At 68.6% G+C, this 24,105-nt stretch carries 13 protein-coding genes; 5 read left to right on the top strand and 8 right to left on the bottom strand.

Annotation, left to right across the window (positions count from 1 at the left end; genetic code table 11):
* On the bottom strand, positions 1-851 hold an 851-nt coding region (gene blaPEN-bcc / locus ACTRWB_RS37350), incomplete at its 3' end, for a PEN family class A beta-lactamase, Bcc-type (RefSeq protein ID WP_446904870.1).
* Between the two features lie 139 nt (positions 852-990).
* Here blaPEN-bcc and penR point away from each other — a divergent pair.
* On the top strand, positions 991-1,881 hold the full coding sequence (penR, locus tag ACTRWB_RS37345; RefSeq protein WP_446904869.1) for a beta-lactamase transcriptional regulator PenR: 891 nt from the start codon (positions 991-993) through the stop codon (positions 1,879-1,881).
* Positions 1,882-2,381: 500 nt separating this feature from the next.
* Here the strand turns inward: penR and ACTRWB_RS37340 are convergent, their stop codons facing one another.
* Positions 2,382-2,633, bottom strand: coding sequence for a hypothetical protein (locus tag ACTRWB_RS37340; protein WP_048245793.1), 252 nt, complete (start codon positions 2,631-2,633; stop codon positions 2,382-2,384).
* A gap of 161 nt (positions 2,634-2,794) precedes the next feature.
* A complete protein-coding gene (locus ACTRWB_RS37335) occupies positions 2,795-5,017 on the bottom strand; it encodes an amylo-alpha-1,6-glucosidase (protein WP_446904868.1) in 2,223 nt (740 codons plus the stop codon).
* A gap of 134 nt (positions 5,018-5,151) precedes the next feature.
* Between ACTRWB_RS37335 and ACTRWB_RS37330 the strand changes: the two genes are divergently transcribed.
* Both ACTRWB_RS37330 and ACTRWB_RS37325 read left to right on the top strand, forming a co-directional pair.
* Positions 5,152-5,475: a hypothetical protein gene (locus ACTRWB_RS37330; protein WP_446904867.1), complete on the top strand. Its 324-nt coding sequence runs from the start codon at positions 5,152-5,154 to the stop codon at positions 5,473-5,475.
* The gene (locus ACTRWB_RS37325; RefSeq protein WP_446904866.1) at positions 5,420-5,917 is read left to right on the top strand and encodes a DUF2946 domain-containing protein; all 498 of its coding nucleotides are present in this window, start codon (positions 5,420-5,422) and stop codon (positions 5,915-5,917) included. Before ACTRWB_RS37330 ends, ACTRWB_RS37325 begins: the two co-directional genes overlap by 56 nt.
* Before the next feature lie 1,363 nt (positions 5,918-7,280).
* Here the strand turns inward: ACTRWB_RS37325 and ACTRWB_RS37320 are convergent.
* Entirely contained in the window at positions 7,281-16,811 is a 9,531-nt protein-coding gene (locus ACTRWB_RS37320) for an autotransporter-associated beta strand repeat-containing protein (RefSeq protein WP_446904865.1), read from the bottom strand.
* On the opposite strand from ACTRWB_RS37320, the gene ACTRWB_RS37315 reads away from it, so the two are divergent.
* A complete protein-coding gene (locus ACTRWB_RS37315; protein WP_164992049.1) occupies positions 16,810-16,950 on the top strand; it encodes a hypothetical protein in 141 nt (46 codons plus the stop codon). The genes ACTRWB_RS37320 and ACTRWB_RS37315 overlap by 2 nt on opposite strands.
* A gap of 593 nt (positions 16,951-17,543) precedes the next feature.
* Here the strand turns inward: ACTRWB_RS37315 and ACTRWB_RS37310 are convergent.
* Together ACTRWB_RS37310 and mreB are read right to left on the bottom strand one after the other, a co-directional pair.
* The gene (locus ACTRWB_RS37310; protein ID WP_446904864.1) at positions 17,544-18,203 is read right to left on the bottom strand and encodes a YdcF family protein; all 660 of its coding nucleotides are present in this window, start codon (positions 18,201-18,203) and stop codon (positions 17,544-17,546) included.
* A 228-nt stretch (positions 18,204-18,431) separates the two neighbouring features.
* Positions 18,432-19,466 carry a rod shape-determining protein gene (mreB, locus tag ACTRWB_RS37305; protein WP_048245785.1) on the bottom strand — a complete coding sequence of 345 codons (1,035 nt, stop codon included), beginning with the start codon at positions 19,464-19,466 and terminating at the stop codon, positions 18,432-18,434.
* A gap of 270 nt (positions 19,467-19,736) precedes the next feature.
* Here mreB and ACTRWB_RS37300 point away from each other — a divergent pair, with 270 nt between their 5' ends.
* Positions 19,737-22,148, top strand: a complete 2,412-nt coding sequence (locus ACTRWB_RS37300; RefSeq protein WP_446904863.1) for a patatin-like phospholipase family protein — start codon at positions 19,737-19,739, stop codon at positions 22,146-22,148.
* Between the two features lie 51 nt (positions 22,149-22,199).
* Here ACTRWB_RS37300 and ACTRWB_RS37295 read toward each other — a convergent pair whose 3' ends face one another.
* Positions 22,200-23,330: an ATP-binding protein gene (locus ACTRWB_RS37295; protein WP_419688939.1), complete on the bottom strand. Its 1,131-nt coding sequence runs from the start codon at positions 23,328-23,330 to the stop codon at positions 22,200-22,202.
* Positions 23,331-23,394: 64 nt separating this feature from the next.
* Positions 23,395-24,105 carry a response regulator gene (locus ACTRWB_RS37290; RefSeq protein WP_048245782.1) on the bottom strand — a complete coding sequence of 237 codons (711 nt, stop codon included), beginning with the start codon at positions 24,103-24,105 and terminating at the stop codon, positions 23,395-23,397.

Raw genomic sequence — 24,105 nt, 5'->3', positions numbered from 1 at the left:
ACGTCCTCCTTCGCCCGCGCATCGGCACGCGTCTGCGTGTAATACACGGTCAGCACGATCGGCGCACGCGACGGCGGCCACACGACGCCCGCGTCGTTCGTCGTCCCGTAGTCGCCGGTGCCCGTCTTGTCGCCGACCGTCCACCCGGCCGGCACGCCCGCGCGGATCCGCTTGTCGCCGACCTTGTTGCCGCGCAGCCAGGCAACGAGCTGCGCACGCTGCGCGGCCGGCAGCGCGTCGCCGAGCGTCAGCACGCGCAGGCTCGCGGCCATCGCGGCAGGCGTCGTCGTGTCGCGCAGGTCGCCCGGCAGTGCGGTATTCAGTTCGGTCTCCCATCGATCGAGCCGGAACGTGTCGTCGCCGATCGAGCGCGCGTACGCGGTCACGGCCGACGGGCCGCCGAGCAGCTTCATCAGCAGGTTCGCGGCCGAGTTGTCGCTGTACTGGATCGCGGCCGCGCACAGATCGGCCACCGTCATGCCCGTGTCGACATGCTTCTCCGACACCGGCGAATACTTGACGAGGTCGGCCTTCCCGTACGTCACGCGTTGTTGCAGCAATCCCGGACGCTCGACGCTCTGCGCGAGCACCGCCGCACTCAGCATCGCCTTGAACGTACTGCAGAACGGGAAGCGCTCGTCCGCGCGATGCTGCGCGCGCCGGCCGCTCGCGGTGTCGATCGCGCACACGCCGAGGCGGCCGCCGGCGGCGCGCTCGAGCGCATCGAACGACGTCGCGGACGAAACATCCGATGCGCCGGCCCGCGGCGACGCACACGCGGTGAGGGTAAGGACGAGCGGCGCCGTCGCGGCGGCCAGCAACAGGGTTCGGCGTTGCGATGAGTAGGTCATGTCATGTGTCTCGTGGTGGAATGGATGCGGAACGAAGGCAAAACGCTGAAGCAGGACGGCGGCCGCCGAGACAGCACTATCGGGACTTTACGGTTGCCTGACAAGCAACGATAATTGAGCGCTGACCAAAGAAAATCTTATGATGAAGCTCCGCCCTCATCTTCCACTCAATGCGTTGCGCGCGTTCGAATCGTCGGCGCGCCATCTGAACTTCACGCGCGCGGGCCTCGAGCTGAGCGTGACCCAGGCCGCGGTCAGCCAGCAGGTGCGCTCGCTCGAGGAACGGCTCGGCTGCACGCTGTTCACGCGGCTGCCGCGCGGCCTCGGGCTCACCGACGAGGGGCGCGCGCTGCTGCCGGTGCTGAGCGACGCGTTCAGCCGTATCGAGACGGTGCTCAAGCAGTTCGACGGCGGGCGTTTCCGCGAGGTGCTGACGCTCGGTGTCGTCGGCACCTTCGCCCTAGGCTGGCTAATGCCGCGGTTGAAGCAGTTCGGCGATACGCACCCGTTCGTCGAGCTGCGGCTGCGGACCAACAACAACGTCGTCGATCTTGCCGCCGAGGGTCTCGACTTCGCGATCCGGTTCGGCGAAGGCAACTGGCCGGCGACGCGCAACGAGCGCCTGCTCGACGCGCCGCTCACCGCGCTGTGCGCGCCCGAGATCGCGCGGCGCCTTGCGCAACCGGCCGATCTCGCGAATGAAACGCTGCTGCGCTCGTACCGCACCGACGAATGGCTCGGCTGGTTCGACGCCGCGCAGCTCGAACCGTGGACGGTCAACGGGCCCGTGTTCGATTCGTCGCGGCTGATGGTCGAGGCCGCGATGCAGGGCGCGGGCGTCGCGCTCGCGCCGGCCTGCATGTTCTCGCGCGAACTGCAGCTCGGCCTGCTCGCGCGGCCGCTCGACATCGACGTGCGCGTCGGCGGCTACTGGCTCACGTCGCTGAAGTCGAAACCGCTCACGCCTGCGATGACACTCTTTCGTGACTGGATCGTGACCGAGGCGGCCGACACGGCGCCGATCGAGTGACGCGCGCCGCGTTGTTGTCCACAGAAAGTGTTGGCAAGGATGTGGATATCCTGGGTACCCGGGGCCTAACTCGTTGATCGCGCACGAATTAACGTGCCGACGCACGTATCGGGCAGCCCGTCTGCACGGGCTTCGCGCGCCGGTCGCCGCATGCCGGATCCTCAACTGTCGCGACGCAATCGATTGCAAGTTGTCCACAGATTTTGTTGGCAAGCCTGTGGATATCCCTCAGATCCAGCGCGTAACACATTGATACAAAAGGGGATTCGATACGGGGACCTTGACCGGTCACCGACGTGGCAGCGCAAGGGCTTTTGCACGGTGCGTGCGGCACGCCCGGCCCGGCGCGCGCAGGTTCTCCACAGATTGTGTTGGCAAGCTTGTGGATATCCTGCGCATCGGCCACCTAACTCATTGAGCGCACGGGGTTTTGTGCTTTGTCTGCGGAATCGGGCAGCGCCGGCGCGGCCCATGCGGCAAGCGCCGGCGCCATCCGTGCATCAATGTCGTTCGAGCCCACCGCGCAATTCGCTCGCCTTGTCGCGCAGCGCCTCGTAACCCGAGCGCGCATGCTCGGGCAGGTCGGGATCGCCGATCAGTGCGCCGAGCGTTTCGATCAGGCTGAACAGGATGCCCTTCGCCGCGCCGACCGCGATGCTCTGCGATTCGATCGACTTGTGCAGGTGGTCGACCGCCGCTTCCAGATTCTCGAGCTTCTGCTCGCCGTCGTCGGGCCGGTTGTCGGTCGTCATCGTCTACCTCCGCATCGTTCAAGGGTCATGTCACGATTCTATGCCGCTGCGCGCGAACATGGCGCGACATCGCGCAATGTCCGCGCAGTGCCGCACCAGGGCCTGTTCCCGCTAATAACGCACGTTCCCCTGTTTGGAAAAAATCATTCGTGGGGCTGGCCCTAAAGCACCGCGACCACCTTCACGCGGCCCGGCTGCTCCGCCGACGCGACGACCTGGCCATCGACGCGGCGGAACGTCAGCGATACGGTTTCGTCGCCGACGCGCAGCGCGTCGATCCGCAGCCAGTCGACGCCTTCCGGCAGTGTCGGGCGCTCGACGCGCACCTCGTGGCGCGTCGCGTCGATGCTCACGCCGAGGCACGCCTGCAGCATCATGAACGGCGCGCCGGCCGCCCACGCCTGCGGCAGGCAGGCGACCGGATACGCGGTCGGCGGTTCGCCGCGCCGGCGCGGGAACCCGCAGAACAGTTCCGGCAACCGCATCTCGAAGCTCACCGCCGCCTCGAACAGCGCGCGCAGCAGGTTCACCGCGGCCGTCTTGTCGCCGTAGCGCGCAAGCCCGCGCGCGATGAGCGCATTGTCGTGCGGCCATACCGAGCCGTTGTGATACGCCATCGGGTTGAAGCGCGGCTGGCCGGCCGCGAGCGTGCGGATGCCCCAGCCGGTCTGGAACAGCGCCGAGCCGAGCACGCCGGCGACCGCCGCGCCGCGCTCGGCGTCGGGCAGCCCGAACGCGAGCAGATGGCCCGCGTTCGATGCGAACACGCGGCACAGGTCGCCATGTCCGTCGAGCGCGATCCCGTAGAAATCGCCTTCCGGCATCCAGAACAGCGCGTCGACCTGGTCGCGCAGCGTCTTGGCGCGCAGCGCGTAGCGCGTGGCGTCGGCCGCGTGGCCGCGCCGGTGCGAGCACATCGACATCGCATCGAGCGCCGCGCACGCATAGGCCTGCACTTCGACGAGCGCAATCGGCCCGTCCGGGAAGCGGCCGTCCGCATGGAACACCGAATCGTGGCTGTCCTTCCAGCCCTGGTTCGCGAGGCCGCGCTCCGACGTGCGCTGGTAATCGAGCAGTCCGTAAGGATTGCGGTCGCACTTGTCGATCACCCATTGCGCGGCACGCTCGAGCGCGGGCCACAGCTCGTCGATCAGCGCGTCGTCGCCGGTGCGCTCGACATACGCGCCCGCGAGCACGATGAAGAGCGGCGTCGTGTCGACACCGCCGTAGTACAGCGCGAACGGCACCTCGCCCGTCGCGGCCATCTCGCTGCGGCGGAACTCGTGCATGATCTTGCCGGGCTCCGCATCGCGGAACGCGGAGGTCTCGCGCGCCTGGTGCTCGGCCAGGAACCGCAGCACGCCGCGCGCCAGCGACGGCTGCAGCCACAGCATCTGCAGCGACGTGATCACCGCGTCGCGGCCGAACGGCGTCGAGAACCACGGAATGCCCGCATACGGGTACGGCCCCGTGTCGAGCTGCGTGGTGAGCAGCCCGAGATCCGCGAGCGAACGGTCGAGCCACGCGTCGAACAGCGGATTGCCGGTGTTCACGCGCGCCATCGACTCGCGCCGCGCGCGCATCTCGCGGTGCACGCCGACGAGCGCGGTGCGCAGCGCGACGCGGCCGCAGCCCGGGCTTTCGGCATGCGCCGCGCCGAGCGTCGCGTCGACGGTCAGGTAGATCGACACGCACGCCTGCGCGGCGATCGTCAGCGTGTAGTCGGCACGATCGACCGACAGCGCATCGGGCGCCGGCGAGAAATACACGGTCACGTTGCGCTCGACGCTGTCGAGGCCGTCGTAACGCAACCGCACCGCGCCTGCGTCGACGCGCGGCGCCACCACGGTGCCGCGCTTCGGGCGCTGCGTGCCGCGCACCTCGAACATGTCCTTGAAATCGGCCGCGAACGACAGCGACAGCGGCACCTCGGCTTCGCTCGCGCCGTAGTTCGTCAGCGTCAGCGCTTCGTAAAGCACGTCGCCGGCGAGCACGCGCATCCGTTCGATATGGATCACGCCCTCGGGCGTTTCGTGGCCGCCGAGCGGCGGCAGCGGGCGGTTCGTCAGGTGGGCGGTAAACGACGCGTTGTCGGCGCTCGTCGCGCCCGACAGCAGCGACGGCGCGCGGCCGCCGAACGTCAGACGCCATTTCGACAGCACGCGCATGTCGTCGACGAACAGGCCGTCGTCATGACCGCCGATGTCGCCGAGCGCGTCGCTGACCACGAACGCATCGCCGGATTTCAGCACGTACTGGTTGTTGCGCGCGAGTGCCTGCGGATCGGTCTCGGGCGCGATGAATGCGGGGCCCGACGCTGAGGTCGGGGCAGCGGGCGCGACCTGCGGCGCCTGCGTCGTCGTGGCTTCGGCGTGATTCGGCATCGATGCTCCTGTGTCGAGGCGCAACGCGCGGCGCGCGTCGCGTGTTTCGCACAGGATAGGCCAGAACCGATCACGCGTGCAGCGCCGCTCCAGCGCGTCATTGAGATTCTGTTGACATTGATGGCCGGCCCGCCGTGCGTCGCGAAGAATGGCGCCCTGTTCAGCGACGCCGAGCCGACGCGGCCGTTCGTCATTACAAGACTTCTACCCACCCCATGCAATTCGTTCACTACAAAGACCGCGAGTACGGCGTATTCGCCGTTCAACGCGCCAATCAGCGCTGGGACGGTGTCTACGAACTCCGTACGCGCCATCCCGCTCCGCCACGTGTGCGCCGCTTCATCGTCGCGTCGATGTTCGGCTTCGATTCGAAGCTGAGCGCGATGCACGACGCCGAGCGCAATGCGCGCGCCGATATCGACCACGGCCTCGGCTGCGATCCCCGCACCAGCGACTGACCGTCGCCCTGCCGTGACCGTGCCCTCGTCGCTGTCGTCCGTCGCCCGCCCGATGCGTCGTGCCGCGTGGGTCGCCATCTTCGCCGTACTGCTGAATGCGCTCGCGCCGGCGATCACGTCGGTGCAGGCAGCCTGGCGCGACGACGCGGAAACGACACGGGCCGTGCTGCAACTCGTGCATCTCGCCGACGAGAGTCATGGCGCGCACGCGGATCATGCCGGCACGCCCGCGCACGATACCGGCGCGCACCACGAGCACGGCGACGATACATGCCCGTTTTGCCATGTTCACGCCGGAAGCTTCGGCCTTCCGCCCTTGCCACCGCAAGCGGTGCCCCTCCTCGCGTTCGCCGAACGGCCCCCGGTCGCACGCGCGCGGATGCTTCGTCATGTGCCGCCGTGGCCGCACGCGTTCTCGCGCGGCCCGCCGCAGGCCGGTTGAATTCACGGCCGCGCGGGCGTTCGTTCCGGTCTCGCGTTATCCGGCTGCACGGCGGCTTCTCGCCGCCGCGCACGGGGCACGCCGCGCGCAGTTCATTGCATGCACGAATCATCCATAGGAATCCAAATTGTTTACTCATCGCTTTCCGGCGTTCACGCGCCATGCTCTTTCGGCGGCAACGGCCGTCGCCCTCTCCGCCGGCTTCGCCGCGACGCCCGCCATCGCGCACGAGTCGCCCGTCGCCGGCCTCACGCCGGACAGCCACGCGCCCGCCGGCGTCATGTATGACCACATGCACAAGAAAGGCGGCTGGATGATCGGCTACACGTACTCGCATCAGAACACCGGCGGCGCCGTGAAACGCGACGGTCGAAGCGTCGACGATCATGCGCTCGCGATGGCCGGCTACACGATGAAGCCGACCGGCATGCAGATGAACATGCATATGCTGCACCTGATGTACGCGCCCAGCGACGCGTTCAACCTGATGGTGATGCCGATGTACATGGACATGCCGATGACGATGCAGGGACTGTCCGGCGGACACGGTGGACACGGCAGGCACGGCGGCGGACATGGGACGGGCGGTGGCGAGATGTCGCACGGGGCGTCCGGGCTCGGCGACACGGTCGCCGCAGGCCTGTTCCGGCTGTACGACGACGGCCGTCATCACCTGCATGCCGGCCTCGGCATCAGCATGCCGACCGGCTCCGTGTCGCGCCGCAACGGGGACGGCACGTTCGCCCACTACGGGATGCAGATGGGGACCGGTACCTGGGATGCGATCCCGAGCATCACGTATACCGGCCAGATGCAGCGCTGGAGCTGGGGCGCGCAGGCGCTCGCGCAGTTACCGATGCAGCACGCAAACCGTTCGGGCTACCGTGTCGGCAACCGGTTCGAGGCGAACGCCTGGGGTGCCTTCCGGCTGACGCCGTGGCTGAGCGCGTCCGCGCGCCTGAACTACACCGCGCAAGGTGCGATCCGCGGCACCTACGACGGCCCCGTGCACGTCGCCAGCCCGGACGATCTGCCCGGCAACTATGGCGGCCGCGTGCTGAAGGTCGGCGCGGGCCTGAACGCCGTATTCCGCTCCGGGCCGCTCAAGGGGCACCGGATCGGCGTCGAGTACCTGACGNTGCCCGGCAACTATGGCGGCCGCGTGCTGAAGGTCGGCGCGGGCCTGAACGCCGTATTCCGCTCCGGGCCGCTCAAGGGGCACCGGATCGGCGTCGAGTACCTGACGCCCGTCACGCAGAACCTCAACGGTTATCAGCTCGAGCAGCGCGCTGCGTTATACGCCAACTGGTCGATCGCGTTCTGATGGCCGGGGCGGCGGGCCTGCCCCGCCGCCCCGCGCCGGTCAGAACTTCCACAGGATGTTGCCGAGCACCGCGTTGTCGCGCACGCCGCTGCCGTACTGGCCGCTGTACGTGAGGCCGAGCGTCAGGCGCTTCGTGATGTTCGCGTCGATGCCGGCTTCGAGCACTGCGCTGTCGCGGGCAATCGGCACGCCCGACACCTGGAACGACGTGCCGCCGCCCGCGAACGTGAACGCCGACGACGGGTGCACATTGCCGAACGCGTGCCGCCAGCCGACCGTCCCGCGCGCGGTGAACGTACCGCTCGCGATCGAGCCGATCTGCGACGCCGCGCGCAGGCCGAGCGTCGAGAAGCCGACGTGGGTCGTCTCGCCGCCGGCGCGCAGCGCGGCCGCGCCACCGCTTTCCGTATAACCATCGGTATGCAGGTTCACATACGCGATGCCCGCGAACGGTTCGATCGCGACGGGCCCGACCGGCAGCGCGTAGCCGACTTCGCCGAACACCTGCGCCGAATTCGCGTCGTAGCCGGCCGAGTCGTGATCCGAGAAGCCCGCGAAGCCCGGATTACGGTCGCTGTTGATCCGGTACCACGTGTACGACGCGCCGCCGCGCACACCGAGCGCACCGTACTGCGCGCCGCCGTACAGCGACAGGTAGTAGCTGTTCACCGACGCCGACGAGCTCTGGTCGTTGTCGAGCGAGCTGTGCGTGACGCCCGCGGCCAGACCCGCACGCCACTTGTCGTTGAGCGCCATGTCGGCACCGGCGATGAAGCCCGTCATGCTGCGGTTGATCGTCGACGCGTTGCCGTCGCCGGTGAGCCGGCTGCGGCCGCCGAACGCCTGCCCCCACACGACCGGCTGATAAGGCGTGCCGCCGTAGCAACCGTCGCGCGAACCGATCCGGCGTTCCGGCGGCAGCGTCGGGTCGACCGCGCCGGCCGTGTTGTCGCCGCACAGCGCGGCGCCGCCCGACGACAGCGCGGCGAGCGGGCCCGATCCGGGCGCGAGACCCTGGCGAACGCGATCGGTCACCGCATCGCGCACATAACGACTGTCGAGCAGCAGCATGCTCTTCATGCTCGCCTGCAGTTCGCCGTCGAGCAGCCCGTACGCACGGCGCGCGGTGCCCGCGTCGGTCGTCAGCACCGCGTCGTACAACGGGTTGCCGGCGCCGAGCCCGCCGAGCGCGGTCGCAACCGAACGCTGGTTGGGCGTCGTTGCCACGTCGGGCAACGAGGTGCCGTTCTGGAGCAGTTCAAGGTACACGTGGTTCTGATCGTAGGTCAGCTTCGGCATCAGGAACGCGTAGTTCGCGTTCACCTGGCTGAACGCGCCCTGCACGCCGGACGACGCAGTCAGGATCGTGTAGGTCGTGCTCGGCTGGTAGCCGCTCTGGTTCGCGAGCACCTGCACGGTGCCGCCGTTCAGCGCCGCCGTGCCGCTGGCCGCGAGGCTACCGCTTTGCTGCGGCGTGGCCGCGACCCGGAACGTCGAACCCGGCTGGAACGTGACGTTGCCGGACACGTTCAGCGCCGCGCCCGGCTGCGATGCGGCCGCCGTCGCGCCGCCCTGCACCACGAGGCCGCCGATCGTGCCGGTGCCCGTCAGCGTCGCGCCGTTCTGCACGGTCACGATCGACGGGCCGAGCGAACCGTTGACGGCGAGCGTGCCCGCGCTGACCGTGGTCGGGCCGCTCAGCGTGCTCGTGCCCGTCAGCGTCAGCTGCCCGCTGCCGGCCTGCGTCAGCGAACCCGTGCCGGAGATCGCGCCGCCGAACGACAGGTTGTCCGAGCGGTTGAAGACCAGTGCGCCCGCATCGGCGACGTTGCCGGCGATGCTGCCCGACGCGCCGCCGTTGCCGATCTGCAGCGTGCCGCCGGCGATCGTCGTGCCGCCCGCGTAGTTGCTCGTGCCGGTCAGCACGAGCGTGTCGCTGCCGCTCTTGGCCAGCGCGCCGGCGCCCGTCAGCGTGCCGCCGAAGGTGCCGCCGCCCGCGACCGTGAGCGTGCCCGTGCCGGTGTCGAGCGTGCCGTTCGCCGCACCGCTCAGCCCGTCGAGCGTCACGTTCGTGCTGCCGAGCGCGAGGCTGCCGCTGTTCAGCGTGAGGCCGCCGGTGCCGAGCGCCTGGCTGTTGCCGAGCACGAGCGAGCCGCCGTTGACCACCGTGCCGCCCTGGAACGTATTGCTGTTGTTCAACGTCAGCGTGGCCTGGCCATCCTTGACGAGACCGCCCGCGCCCGACACGACGCCCGACAGCGTCAGGTCCTGCGTGCCGCCGATCGTTGCATTCGCATTCAGCGTGACCGCATTCGCGAGATTGACCGCGCTCGTCGTGTCGAGCGTGCTCGCGGCACCGACCGTCACGGCGCCCGTGCCGAGCGCGCCGTTGCTGCCGAGTACGAGCGTGCCGCCCGCGACCGTCGTGCCGCCGCTATACGTGTTGTTGCCCGACAGCGTCTGCGTACCGGTGCCGCCCTTCACGAGTGCCCCCGTGCCGCCGATCGTGCCGCCGAACGACGTGTTCGCCGCGCCGCCGAGCGTCAGCGTGTTGCCGCCGAGCGCAACCGTGGTGCCTGCGACACCGGCGAGGCCGCCGATGGTCTGCGCGCCGGCACCGAGCGTGAAGCCCGCGCCGGACGCCGCGAGGTTGACGGTCGTCGAGCCCGCGAGGCTGCCGCCCGTGCCCATCACGAGGTTGCCCGCGTTGATCGTCGTCGTGCCGCCGTACGTGTTCGCACCCGTCAGCGTCGTCGTGCCGCCGCCCTGCTTCACGATGCCGCCCGTGCCGCCGATCGCGCCGCCGAACGTCTGGTTCGTGCCGTCGCCGAACGTCAGCGTGGTGCCGCCGAGCGCGACGGTCGAACCTGCCACGCCACTCAGCGCGCCGATCGTCTGGTTCGCGCCCGCGGCACTGACGTCGAGCGATGCGCCCGCGCCGTTCACGTTGACCGCGCCCGTCGCCGCAAGGCTGCCGCCTGCGCCGAGCGCCAGCGTGCCTGCATCGATCGTCGTGCCGCCCGTGTACGTGTTCGCACCCGTCAGCGTTTCGGTGCCCGCGCCGGTCTTCGTCAGCGCACCGGTGCCCACGACCGACCCGCCAAACGTCGCGCTGCCGCCGCCGCTGCCGAGCGTCAGCCCGTTCGCGCCGAGCGTGACCCTCGAACCCGCCACGCCACCCAAGGTGCCGATCGTCTGGTTCGCACCGGACGTGCTGATGTCGAACGTCGTGCCCGTGCCGCTCAGGTTCACGGCACTGCCCGCGGCGAGACTGCCGCCCGCGCCGAGCGCGAGCGTGCCGCCGGCGATCGTCGTGCCGCCCGTGTACGTGTTCGCACCCGTCAGCAACTCGGTGCCGTTACCCTGCTTCGTCACGCCCGCGGTACCCGTGATCACGCCGGCAAACGTCTGGCTCGCCGTGCTGCCGAAGGTCAGGCCGTTGCCGCCCAGCGCGACCGTCGAGCCGGCCGCGCCCATCAGTGCGCCGATCGTCTGGTTCCCCCCCGCGCCGCTCAGGTCGAGCGTCGTGCCCGCGCTGCCGAGGTTCACGGTGCCCGACGACGCGATGCTGCCGCCAGCGCCGATCGCCAGCGTGCCGCCGGCGATCGTCGTCGTGCCCGTGTACGTGTTCACGCCGGTCAACGTTTCCGTGCCGCTCCCTTGCTTGACGACCCCACCCGTGCCGGCGATCGTGCCGCCGAACGTGCCGTTCGTGGCGTTGCCCAACGCCAGCGTGTTGGCGCCGAGCGTCACGTTCGAGCCGGCCACGCCGTTCAGCGCACCGATCGATTCGTTGCCGGCCGCGCTGATGTCGAGCGTCGTGCCGTTGCCGGTCAGGTTCACCGCGTTGCTTGACGACAGGCTGCCGCCCGCACCAATCGCCAGCGTGCCGCCCGCGATCGTCGTGTCGCCCGTAAAGGCGTTCGCGCCCGTCAGCGTTTCGGTGCCGCTGCCTTGCTTCGTGATCCCGCCCGTGCCCGTGATCGAGCCGCCGAAGGTCTGGTTCGTGCCGTCGCCGAACGTCAGCCCGTTGCCGCCGAGTGCGATGTTCGAACCGGCCACGCCGCTCAACGCACCGACCGTCTGGTTCGCGCCCGAACCGGAAATGTCGAGCGTTGCGCCCGCACCGGTCAGGCCGATCGCACCGGTGGCCGCGAGACTGCCGCCCGCACCGATCGCCAGCGTGCCCCCCGCGATCGTCGTGCCGCCCGTATACGTGTTCGTGCCCGTCAGCGTTTCGGTGCTGGTGCCCTGCTTCGTGATGCCGCCTGAGCCGCCGATCGTGCCGCCGAACGTACCGTTCGTACTGCTACCGAGCGTCAGGTTGTTCGCGCCGAGCGTCACGTTCGACCCGGCCACGCCATTCAGCGCGCCGATCGCCTGATTGCCGCCCGCGCTGATATCGAGCGCCGTGCCCGTGTTCGCGAGATTCACCGTGCCCGTCGACGCGAGGCTGCCGCCCGCGCCGATCGCGATCGTGCCCGCATTGATCGTCGTGCCGCCTGTATATGTATTCGCGCCGGTCAGCGTTTCGGTGCCGCTGCCTTGCTTCGTGACGCCAGCCGTACCCGTGATTGCGCCGCCGAAGGTCTGGTTCGTCGCGTCGCCGAACGTGAGCCCGTTACTGCCCAACGCAACCGTCGAGCCGGCCACGCCGCTCAGCGCGCCGATCGTCTGAATCGCGCCCGAACCGCTGATGTCGAACGTCGCGCCTGCACCGCTCAGGGTCACGGCACCGCCCGTCGCAAGACTCCCGCCCCCGCCCAGCACGAGCGCACCGCTCGCGATCGTCGTGCCGCCCGTGTACGTGTTCGCGCCCAGCAGCGTTTCGGAGCCCGTGCCGGACTTCACGATGCCGCCCGTGCCGCCGATCGTGCCGCTGAACGCGCCGTTCGTCGTGCCGCCCAGCGTCAGCGTGTTGCCGCCGAGCACGATGCTCGAGCCGCCTGTGCCGTTCAGCGTGCCGATCGACTGGTTGCCGCCCGCACTGATGTCGAGCGCCGTGCCCGCATTCGCGAGATTCACGGTGCCCGTCGACGCGAGGCTGCCGCCCGCGCCGATCGCGATCGTGCCGGCATTGACCGTCGTGCCGCCCGTATACGTATTCGCGCCGGTCAGCATTTCGGTGCCGGCGCCCTGCTTCACGATGCCGCCCGTGCCGCCGATCGAACCGCCGAACGTCTGGTTCGTCGCGGTACCGAAGGTCAGCGTGTTGCCGCCGAGTGCGATGTTCGAACCGGCCACGCCGCTCAGCGCGCCGACCGTCTGGTTCGCGCCCGCCGCGCTGATGTCGAAGCCGGCACCCGCACCGGTCAGGCTCACGGCGCCGCCCGTCGCGAGCGAGCCACCCGCGCCCAGCGCCAGCGTGCCGTTCGCGATCGTCGTGCTGCCCGTGTAGGTGTTCGCCCCCGTCAGCGTTTCGGTGCCCGTGCCCTGCTTCGTAACGCCGGCCGTACCCGTGATCGCGCCACCGAAGGTCTGGTTCGTGCCATCGCCGAACGTCAATCCGTTGCCGCCCAATGCAACCGTCGTGCCGGCCACACCGCTCAGCGCGCCGATCGTCTGAGCCGCGCCCGAACCGCTGACGTCGAACGTTGCGCCCGCACCGCTCAGGGTCACGACGCCGCCCGTCGCAAGGCTGCCGCCTGCGCCGAGCGCCAGCGTACCGCCCGCGATCGTCGTGCCGCCCGTGTACGTGTTGGTGCCCGTCAACGTCTCGGTGCCCGTGCCCGACTTCGTGATCGCGCCCGTGCCGCCGATCGTGCCGCCGAAGGTGTGATTACCGGCGTCGCCCAGCGTCAGGTTTTTCGAGCCGAGATTGACCGCCGAGCCGGCCGCACCCGCGAGGCCGCCGATCGCCTGCGGCGTGGTCGACGCGCTGACGTCGAGCGTCGTGCCCGCATTCGCGAGATTCACCGTGCCCGTCGCCGACAGCGAACCGCCTGCGCCAATCGCGAGCGTGCCCGCGTTGACCGTCGTGCCACCTGTATACGTATTCGCGCCGGTCAGCGTTTCGGTGCCGCTACCTTGCTTCGTAACACCCGCCGTGCCCGTGATCGAACCGCCAAACGTCTGGTTCGTGCCGTCGCCGAAGGTCAGCCCATTGCCGCCCAGCGCAACCGTCGTGCCGGCTACGCCGCTCAGCGCGCCGATCGTCTGAGCCGCGCCCGCCGCGCTGATGTCGAAGCCGGCACCCGCCCCGGTGAGGCTCACGGCGCCGCCCGTCGCAAGGCTGCCGCCCGCGCCGAGCGCCAGCGTACCGCCCGCGATCGTCGTGCCGCCCGTGTACGTGTTCGTGCCCGTCAACGTCTCGGTGCCCGTGCCCGACTTCGTGATCGCGCCCGTGCCGCCGATCGTGCCGCCGAACGTGTGATTACCGGCGTCGCCCAGCGTCAGGTTTTTCGAGCCGAGATTGACGGCCGAGCCGGCCGCACCCGCAAGACCACCGATCGCCTGCGGCGTGGTCGACGCGCTGACGTCGAGCGCCGTGCCCGCATTCGCGAGATTCACCGTACCGGTCGCCGACAGCGAACCGCCAGCGCCGATCGCCAGTGTGCCCGCGTTGACCGTCGTACCGCCCGTGTACGTGTTAGCGCCGGTCAACGTTTCAGTGCCGGTGCCCTGCTTCACGATCCCGCCCGTGCCGCCGATCGAACCGCCGAACGTCTGGTTCGTCGCGGTGCCAAAGGTCAGCGTGTTGCCGCCGAGTGCGATGTTCGAACCGGCCACACCGCTCAGCGCGCCGACCGTCTGGTTCGCACCTGCCGCGCTGATATCGAAGCCAGCACCCGCCCCGGTGAGACTCACGGCGCCGCCGGCCGCAAGACTGCCACCCGCACCAAGCGCCAGCGTGCCGCTCGCAATCGTCGTGCCGCCCGTGTACGTGTTCGTGCCGGTCAGCGTTTCGGTGCCGCTACCTTGCTTCGTAACGCCGGCCGTACCCGTGATCGCGCCGCCGAACGTCTGGTTCGTGCCGTCGCCGAAGGTCAGCCCGTTGCCGCCCAGCGCAACCGTCGTGCCGGCCACGCCGCTCAGTGCGCCGATCGTCTGAGCCGCGCCCGAACCGCTGACGTCGAACGTTGCGCCCGCACCGCTCAGGTTGACGGCGCCGCCCGTCGCAAGGCTGCCGCCTGCGCCCAGCGCCAGCGTGCCGCCCGCGATCGTCGTGCCGCCCGTGTACGTGTTCGTGCCCGTCAACGTTTCGGTGCCCGTGCCCGACTTCGTGATCGCACCCGTGCCGCCGATCGTGCCGCCAAAGGTGTGATTACCGGCGTCGCCCAACGTCAGGTTTTGCGAGCCGAGATTGACCGTCGAGCCGGCCGCGCCCGCGAGGCCCCCGATCGCCTGAGGCGTGGTCGACGCGCTGACGTCGAGCGTCGTGCCCGCGTTCGCGAGATTCACCGTGCCCGTCGCCGACAGCGAACCGCCAGCGCCGATCGCGAGCGTGCCCGCGTTGACCGTCGTGCCACCCGTATACGTATTCGCGCCGGTCAGCGTTTCGGTGCCGCTGCCTTGCTTCGTCACGCCGGCCGTGCCGGTGATCGAACCACCAAACGTCTGGTTCGTGCCATCGCCGAACGTCAATCCGTTGCCGCCCAATGCAACCGTCGTGCCGGCTACGCCGCTCAGCGCGCCGACTGTCTGAGCCGCGCCCGAGCCACTGATGTCGAACGTCGCGCCCGTGCCGCTCAGGTTCACAGCACCGCCCGCCGCAAGACTGCCACCCGCACCGAGCGCCAGCGTGCCGCCCGCGATCGTCGTACCGCCCGTGTACGTATTCGCGCCGGTCAGCGTTTCGGTGCCGCTGCCCTGCTTTACGATGCCGCCCGTGCCGGCGATCGAACCGCCGAACGTCTGGTTCGTCGCATCGCCCATCGTCAGCGTGTTGCCGCCGAGTGCGACGGTCGTACCGGCGACGCCGCTCAACGCGCCAACCGTCTGGTTCGCACCCGATGCGCTGATATCGAAGCTGGCGCCCGCGCCGGCGAGGTTCACGGCGCCCGTCGCCGCAAGCGAGCCGCCCGCGCCCAACGCCAGCGTACCCGCATTGACCGTCGTGCCGCCCGTATAAGTGTTCGCGCCGGTCAGCGTCGTGGTGGCCGCCCCGTTCTTGGTCAGACCCCCGGCCCCGGACACGACGCCCGACAGCCCGAGGTTATTGCTGCCGCCCAATGTGAGGGTCGCGCCGGTATTGATCGCGATGTTGTTGCCGACCGTCATCCCGGCGTTGGTATCGAGCGTGCCTGACCCGCCGACGGTCAGCGTGCCCGTGCCGAGCGCGGCGCCGTTGCCGAGCACGATGCCGCCGCTGTTGAGGTTGGTGCCGCCCGAGTAGGTATTCGCGCCGCTGAGCGTCAGCGTGCCCGTGCCGTTCTGCGTCAGGCTGCCGCCACCGTTGATCGAGCCGGACAGCCCGAGATTGTTGCCGCCCTGCACCGTGAGCCCGCCCGCGCCGAGCGTCACGTTGTTGCTGAGGTTGACGGCCGAGTTGGCGCTCTGGAGCGCCCCACCGTTGCCCGTGATCGTGCCGGTGCCGAGCCCCGCGTTGTTGTCGACGATCGCGACGCCGCCGCTCAGCGTCGCGTCCTGCGCGGTGGACGCACCGGTCAGCGTCCACGTACCGCTGCCGACGTCCAGGTGCTGGAAATTGATGTAGTTGGTGCTGTTGATCGAGCCGGTCGCCGGCCCGCCGCCCTGCTGCTGCAGGTTGAGCGTGTTGTTGCCGCCCGCGCCGCCGTCGACGACGCCCGTCGCCGCGACGTTGAGCGTGTTCGGGCCGACCGTGATGTTGAACGCGCCGCCGGTGCCGCCCGCCGTGTTGACCGACGAGCCCGTCACGGCATTGAACGTGTTGTTGCTGTTCGCGCCCATCGACACGCTGCCGTTGATCGTGCCCGAGTTGGTAAACGTATTGCCCTGCCCGGGCGTGCCGTTCGAGCCGAACGATACGCGGCCGTTGATCGTGCCGCTGTTGTTCATGTTGACCTGGCCGCCACCGTATGCGGTGACCACGGGCGCGTCCGCGCCGACGAGGGTCGCACCGACCAGCGGGTTGGACCCGATCGTGCCGGTGTTTGTAATGTTCGACGTGCCGCCCGTGCCGTTCTGGACCGACAGCGCCATGCCCGTCACGCCGCTGATCGCCACGCCGGTCGAGCCGTTCATCGTGCCGTTGTTGACGACGGTGGTGTTCGCGCTCGCCGACGCATTGCCGACCACGGCCCCGCTCGACAGCACGCCGAGGCCCGAGCCGAGTGCGGACGGATCGATCGTGCCGTTGTTGGTCAGCGTGACGCCGTTGCCAGTCAGCGACATCGCGGTGCCGCCGACGCCGAGCAGTACGCCGACGCTCGCGCCGGGGTTGACCGTCGCGTGCACGTTGTTGGCGCTGTTCGAGTAGCTCGGCTGCAGCGGGTTCGCGATGCCGGAACAGGTCACCGTCGTGCCCGCCGTGCTGCAGGTCGCATAGGCGGGAACGATGCCTGCGCCGGACAGCGCCAGGAAAACACCCGTAGGCAACAGCAGTCTCGGAAACGGCTCACCGGCTTTTCTCGAACGCGCAAGATTCATGCTTTTCCTCGATTTTGGTTTTGGATTTGATATTGGTATTGCCGTTGTACCGGACGGCATACAGCAGAGAATCACGGACAAAAGCGTGCCCGCCGGCGGTCGCGATGCGACGTCGGCTTATTCATCGATGGCGGGTTGATCGGCCCTGGATTGCGGACGCGTAACTAGTCGAATGACATGACGGTGGCCCCCTGTTTTTCTGCAGCGACTTTCTGGTTGATTTGATTACTGCCCTGCTTTTGTCAGACAAGGCTATATCAAAGTCCCGCCATTTTCCAGTCGATGTTTACCCATTGGATCAAGGGTCAACGAGCATGTATTTTTTACCCGCCAACGCAGGTCGGGCCGTCGCATTCGCAGGTTTTTCGCCTGCTTGTTTTGATCTTTCTCAAAAACGTCGAAATCAACGAATCCGAGAAAATGTGGATTTACGATCTCGACACAATGCAACCGATTATTGCACCGCAATATCTTCACTCCGATAAATTGCCGACACCGATAATCAGCGTCCGTTTAATAATCAAATACGAGCCGGGTTTCTGCGTGCACGGCGAAATCGCTGCGATTTTCGCGTTGCATCGAACCTGAAACGCGAATCGTTATCGCTTGTCCGTGCAACTATTACTGGTAAGGCCGGCGAGAAAAAAGGAACGCTGCCGCCGGCGTGAAGCGGCAGGAAATCGGAAGGCGGAGAAAATCAGGCACCGGAGGCGTTCACCCCCGTGCGCCACATCAGGAAAACAGGCTCATCAGGTACAGCATCGGCCGGAACGAAATCGGCCGCGCGTCGGGATTCACCCACAGACGCAGCGCATACACCGCGTAGGCCGGCACTTCGCGCCAGCTCGAATAGACATCGCGCAACTGGAAGCGGCGTGGATACGCGGCGAAGATGTCGGCCCGCGCGATGCCGACGCGCTCGAACGCAAGACGCGCCCGTGCGAGGTGGTAATACTGGCTGACGATCAGCACGCGCGACAGCCGGTGCGCCTGCAGGTACGCAAGTGTGTGCTGTGCGGTTGCAAGCGTGTTGTCGCCCTGGTCGTCGACGGCGATCCGGTCGGCCGGCACGCCGCGCGCCACGAGATAGTCGCGCATGGCCGTCGCCTCGTTCAGCCCGGGCCCGTCGATCGCGCCGCTGACCAGAAACGCCGGGCACTGCCCGGTGCGGTAGCAGCGCACGCCGACGTCGAGCCGGGCCGCGAGCACGGGTTTCGGCGCACCGGTATCGTCGAGCGCGTTGCCGAAGATCACGGCGACGTCCGCCGGTTGGCTCGGCATCCGCATCCCGTACGCGACGAGCGCGACGGCCGCGGCGACCCAGATGCACGCGATGAGGGCCAGCAGGCGGCCCGTTCGGGCCGCGAAGCCCCGTTTGGTGTGGTATTTCAAGGTTTTCGGTCTCTCAGGTCGTCGGGCGGATCGGCCAGCCCGGCCCCGGATGGGCGCGTAACGCTAGCACGGCGCGCTCGCGCGTGTCCACGCGGCGGATCGACGACGGCCCGTGGTCGCGCGGTCGGCAACATGGCCGCCGCAGCGCGCTCGACAAGGAACCGGTCATCCGGAGATCGAAAGAATGTGAATGGCCGCGCCGCGATGCGCGCCCTGGCCCGCGCCGAATCAGTCGACCGGGCACATCGTGAGCCGCCCCATCGCCTCGCCGGCGCCGCGCACCGCGCAGGTGGCCGGCTCGTCGGCGATCCGGGCCACCAGCCCCGTCTCGTCGTACAGCAGGCGTTCGAGGTCGGCGAGCAGCGCGCCGCCGCCCGTCAGCACCACGCCGCGATTCGCGATGTCGGTCACGAGTTCGGCCGGCGCGTTTTCCAGCACCGACTTCACCGCGCCGATCACCTGCTTGAGCGGCGCGGCCAGCGCGTCCGCGACGTCGTGGTTGGACAGCTCGACCGAGCGCGGCAGGCCGTCGCCGATGCCGCGCCCGACCGCGCGCGTCGACGTGCGCGGCACCGCGCTGGTGGCCGAACCGATCGTCTTCTTCACGTGCTCGGCCGTCTGCTCGCCGAGCAGCACGCCGTACAGGTTGCGGACATGGTTCACGATCGCCGCGTCGAACTGGCTGCCGCCGACGCGGATCGCCTCGCGGTAGACGATGCCGCCGAGCGAGATGACCGCGACTTCGGTCGTCCCGCCGCCGATGTCGATGACCATCGAGCCGACCGGCTCGGTCACCGGCAGGCCCGCGCCGAGCCCGGCAGCCAGCGATTCCTCGATCAGTTCGACATCCGATACACCGGCCGCGAACGCGGCCTCGCGGATCGCGCGGCGCTCGACGGCCGTCGCATCGGACGGCACGCACAGCGTGACCTCGACGCGGCGGCTGAAGCGCGAGCGCGTGCGCGACATGTCGATGAAGCTGCGGATCATCTGCTCGGCCGCGTGCGCGTCGGCGATCACGCCGTGCCGCATGGGCCGCACGGCTTCGAGATGCCCCGGTTCGCGGCCGAGCAGCGCTTTCGCGAGTTCGCCGACCGCCTCCAGCGTCGGCCGCGCGTCGGTCGCGCCGGCCTTGCGGAAGCAGACGACCGACGGCTGATTCAGCACCACGCCGCGCTCATGCGTGTAGATCTGCGTACTCGCCGTTCCAGGGTCGATCGCAACGGGTTGCGCAAACAACTTTCCGAACAGCGGTGTCGACATATCAAACCTTTGTGAGCGAACGGGCCGGGACGGCCGCACCGCATTCCCGCGGCGTGTCCACGCCGCCCTATCACGAGCTTAGCGGCAAATCGTTCCGATACTTTAGGCAATTCCGATGATTTTTTCGCGACGCAATTGTCAAAAATACCATTCTTGACGTTTCCGGCTACGCAACGGCCTCTCGCGTCTCGCCTGTAAAACACGGTAATCTCTCGGTCTTGCCTGCTCCCGGCAGGCCTCAGACGCCCGATCACGCCAGTTATTTCCACCATGACAGCGACCGTTTCCTTCCGCTGGGCGCGGGTGCGCCCGCTCTGCACGACGCTCGTCGCCTTCTGGTGCTGCACGGTCGCCGCGCAACCGCTGCCGGCCACCGCCACCGCGCCCGCCTCCGCTGCACCCGGCACGCCGGTGGCTGCAGCCCCGACTGCCAACGCCCCGACGCCGGCCGCCACGCACGATTGCACGGCCGACGGCGGCCCGGCCGGCCGCCCGTCGATCGGCCTCGTGCTGTCCGGCGGCGGCGCACGCGGCTATGCGCACCTCGGCGTGCTGAAGGTACTCGAGGAAAACCGCATCCCGGTCGACTGCATCGCGGCCACCAGCATGGGCGCCGTGGTCGGCGGCCTGTACGCGAGCGGGATGGCCGCCGCCGAGATGCAGAAGCGGCTGTCGGAGGTCAACCTCGCGGATATCGCGTTCGACGTGACGGACCGTGCGGACCTGCCGCAAACGAGCCGGGAAGACGAGCGCCTGTACATCAACGGGCTGACGCTCGGCTTCGGCAAGAACGGCGTGAAGGCACCGGTCGGCCTCGTACAGGGCAACCGGCTGCAGGCGCTGCTCGCGAACTGGACGGCCGCCGTGCCGACCAACCAGCCGTTCAACCGCCTGCCGATTCCGTACCGCGCGGTCGCGACCGACCTGCAGACCGGCCAGATGGTCGTGCTCGATCACGGCTCGCTGCCGCTCGCGATCCGCGCGAGCATGGCGATGCCCGGCCTGTTCGCGCCGGCCGAGATCAATGGCCGCGCGCTGGTGGACGGCGGCCTCGTCAGCAACCTGCCGGTCGACACCGCGCGGCAGATGGGCGCAAACGTCGTGATCGCCGTCGACATCGGCTCGCAACTGCGCCCGCTCGACGCGCTCGCGTCGCCCGCCGACGTGATGCAGCAGATGGTCGGGATCCTGATTCGTCAGAACGTGTCGGCCCAGCGCCAGCAGATCACCGCGAACGACGTGCTGCTCACGCCCGCGCTCGGCTCGCTCGGCTTCACCGATTTCCAGAACGCACGCCAGGCCATCTCCGCCGGCGAAGCAGCGGCAACCGCCGCGCTGCCACGCCTGAAGCGCTACGCGCTCAGCCCCGAGGAATACGCCGCCTACCGCTCCGCGCACGCGCAGCCGCTGCCGCCGCCGGTCCGGATCACGCGCATCGACATCAAGACGAGCGGCGGCGTGCCGAAGCGCGTCGTCAGCGACGCGCTGCACGTGAAGCCCGGCGACCTCTACGATCCGCAGACCGTCAGCCAGGATCTGCTCGGGCTGACGACGGGCGGCAACTTCGAGAGCGTCACCCAGCAGGTCGTAAGCCACGGCGACGACAACGTGCTCGAGATCAACGCGCGGGAAAAATACTGGGGACCGAACTTCCTGCTGTTCGGCCTGGGCATGTCGAGCAGTTCGACCGACGAGGGCGGCTTCCGCCTGCATGTCGGCTACCGGCGTCCGTGGCTCACCGAATCGGGCCTCGAGTTCCGCGCGGATACGACGATCGGCAGCGACCTGCAGTCGGCACGCGTCGAATTGCGCCAGCCGCTGTCGATGGCGTACGGCGTCTATGTGTCGCCCTACGCCGAATACCAACGCCGCTACGCGAACCTGTACGACTCCACCGGCGACGTGAAGATGACGCAGTACCTGATGCAGACCGCGCGCGCCGGGATCGATTTCGGCCTGCCGATCGCGCGGCTCGGCGATTTCCGGATCGGTCTCGGTTACGTGACCGGGCACGGCTCGCCGACCTACAACCTGCCGCTCGACTTCGGCGACGGCCCGCAGTTGCTCTGGCCAAGCTTCACGTCGCAGGCACTGGTTGCGCGCGCGCGGCTCGTCATCGACCAACTCGACGATCCGATGTTCCCGCGCAAGGGCTACTACACCGAACTGCGCGTCGAGCGCTCGCTGGTATCGCGCAACGGCGAATCGGCGCAGGACTTCGCCGACGGGGTCACCGACGCGCCGTACACCGAGATCTACGGCAAGGCGATGATCGCGCAGCAGTTCGGCCGGCACAGCTTCAGCGCGACGGTCGAAGGCGGCAAGAGTATCGGCGGCACCAACCTGATCAACGCGTTCAACTTCACGCTCGGCGGCTTCCAGCATTTGTCCGCCTATGCGGCCGACCAGTTGAACGGCAACGAACTCGCGTACGCGCAGGTGACCTACATGAATCAGTTGATGACGTTCAACGCGTCGCCGATCAAGGCGCTGTCGGTGGGCGCCAGCGCGGAAGTCGGCAATGTCTGGTCGAGCGGGGTGAGAGTCGGCGGCGGCGCGCTCAAGCAGAGCTATACGTTCTTCACGAGCCTGTCGACCGCGTTCGGGCCTGTCTACATCGGCGTGGCGCTCGCGCCCGCCGGCCGCCGCAACTTCTACCTGCAGCTCGGCCGCACGTATTGAGCGCGCGCTGCCGTCGTTGCTGCCGAGGCTTCAGCCTCGTGCAGCGACTCGCTAGACCGGCCAGCTGATCTCGAAGCGCGCGCCGCCGAGCTCGACCGGATCGACGACCGCGATCCGGCCGTTGTGCGCATGGAGCACCTGTCGCGTGATCGACAGGCCGAGCCCGTAGCCGCCGGTGCGGCGGTCGAGGCGCACGAACGCGTCGAAGATCCGTTCGCGCTCCTGCTCCGGCACGCCGGGGCCATCGTCCTCGACAAAGATCCCGATGTTGCCGTGCACGAGCGAGATCCCGACGACGATTCGCGATTGCGCATACTTGCTCGCGTTGCGCAGCAGGTTGCGCATCGCATACGACATCAGCCGCCGGTCCATCTTCACGCGCAAGTCCGACTCAAGCGCGATGCGCGCCTCGATCGTGCGCTCCGGATACAGCAGCTGCGCGTCCTTGATCTGGTGTTCGAACCACGCGACGGGCGCGGTCATCTCGAGGTTCGACTGCAGCGAGCTGTATTCGAGCCGCGCGAACGTGAGGCTCATGTCGATCAGTTCCTCGAGCTCGGTCACGTCCTGCGCGATGCTCTCGAGCGCGCCCTGGTATTCGGCCGCGGAAGCCGGCTCGCGCAGCATCTCCAGCGCGAAGCGCACGCGCGCGAGCGGCGTGCGCAGCTCGTGCGAGATGCCGTTGGTGAGATCGCGCTGCGCGGCAATCAGCCGCTCCATGCGCATCGCGAGCGCGTTCAACGTGCGCGCCAGCGGGCCGATGATCACGCTGTGCGATTCGCGCGCGCGCGTGTTGAAGCGGCCGCCGGTGAAGTCGATCGCACGTTCGCGCACCATCACGAGATCCGACCAGACGGGCCGCATCCACCGGTAGGCCGCGAGCGCGGGCGCGGCGAGCACGAACGCGATCACGATCCAGATGTCGCCCGGCAGCGAGTCGAACGAATGCCACACGACCTGCGGCGACAATTCGACGCACAGCGCGAGCGCCGGCACCAACGCGGTCAGCAGCACGAGGCCGAGCAGATGCAGGTAGGTGCGCACATAAAGGCGCGACCAGCTCGGGATGCGGTCGGCGCGCGTATCGGTCCACGCACGGCGGAAATGCAGCCAGCGCCATTTGACGTAGCGCAGCGTCGGCAGCGGCGGTGCATCGGGGTGCGAACGGGTTCGTCGGATCATCGTGGTTCCCGTCTAGCGGGCGGAATGCCCGCGCGGGACGTGACGGCGTCGCACGAAGGCGGCGTCATTCCCACGCGTGTTTGCTGAATTGATAACCCTTGCTGCGGATCGTCTTGATCCGCTGCGGGTTGCTCGCGTCGTCGCGCAGCTTGCGGCGCAGCTTCGAAATGCGCCCGTCGATCGTGCGGTCGAGGCCGTCGAATTCGACGCCGCGCAACTGCAGCATCAGGTCGTCGCGACTGACGACCTCGCCCGCATGGCACACGAGCGCCCACAGCAGGTCGAATTCGGCCGACGTCAGATCGGGCGTGCTGCCGTCGGGCAGCACGACGGTGCGGTCGGTGCGGTCGATCGAGAACTTGCCGAACGCGTAGCGTTCGGGTTGCTGCGCGTTGCTCTCGGTCGTGCGCACGGGTGCGCGGCGCAGCTGCGCCTTGATCCGTGCGAGCAGGATGCGCGGCTCGACCGGCTTGTGCACGTAGTCGTCCGCGCCGAACTCGAGGCCGAGCAGCTCGTCGAACGGCTCGTCGCGCGCCGTCACCATGATGATCACGCCGTCGTACTGCTTGCGCGCCTCGCGGCAGATCTCGAAGCCGTCCTTGCCCGGCAGGTTCACGTCGAGAATGACGAGATCGGGGCGAATGGACAGGATCGCCGGCACCGCGGCGTCACCGTGCAGCACAGTGTCGACTTCATAGTCGTTCTTGCGCAGGTAGCCGGCGATCAGCGTGGACAGGCGGGTGTCGTCTTCGACGAGCAGGATGCGAAAAGGCAT

Source organism: Burkholderia sp. YIM B11467 (assembly GCF_052952715.1).
The sequence above is the reverse complement of the archived record's forward strand: the minus strand, read 5'-3'. Positions and strand labels throughout refer to the sequence as shown.

Coding starts and splice junctions, on each gene's coding strand:
- penR (WP_446904869.1), top strand. CDS start 991: ATGATGAAGCTCCGCCCTCATCTTCCACTCAATGCGTTGCGCGCGTTC.
- ACTRWB_RS37340 (WP_048245793.1), bottom strand. CDS start 2,633: ATGACGACCGACAACCGGCCCGACGACGGCGAGCAGAAGCTCGAGAAT.
- ACTRWB_RS37335 (WP_446904868.1), bottom strand. CDS start 5,017: ATGCCGAATCACGCCGAAGCCACGACGACGCAGGCGCCGCAGGTCGCG.
- ACTRWB_RS37325 (WP_446904866.1), top strand. CDS start 5,420: ATGCGCGCGCCGATATCGACCACGGCCTCGGCTGCGATCCCCGCACCA.
- ACTRWB_RS37315 (WP_164992049.1), top strand. CDS start 16,810: ATGCTTTTCCTCGATTTTGGTTTTGGATTTGATATTGGTATTGCCGTT.
- ACTRWB_RS37320 (WP_446904865.1), bottom strand. CDS start 16,811: ATGAATCTTGCGCGTTCGAGAAAAGCCGGTGAGCCGTTTCCGAGACTG.
- mreB (WP_048245785.1), bottom strand. CDS start 19,466: ATGTCGACACCGCTGTTCGGAAAGTTGTTTGCGCAACCCGTTGCGATC.
- ACTRWB_RS37300 (WP_446904863.1), top strand. CDS start 19,737: ATGACAGCGACCGTTTCCTTCCGCTGGGCGCGGGTGCGCCCGCTCTGC.
- ACTRWB_RS37295 (WP_419688939.1), bottom strand. CDS start 23,330: ATGATCCGACGAACCCGTTCGCACCCCGATGCACCGCCGCTGCCGACG.
- ACTRWB_RS37290 (WP_048245782.1), bottom strand. CDS start 24,105: ATGCCTTTTCGCATCCTGCTCGTCGAAGACGACACCCGCCTGTCCACG.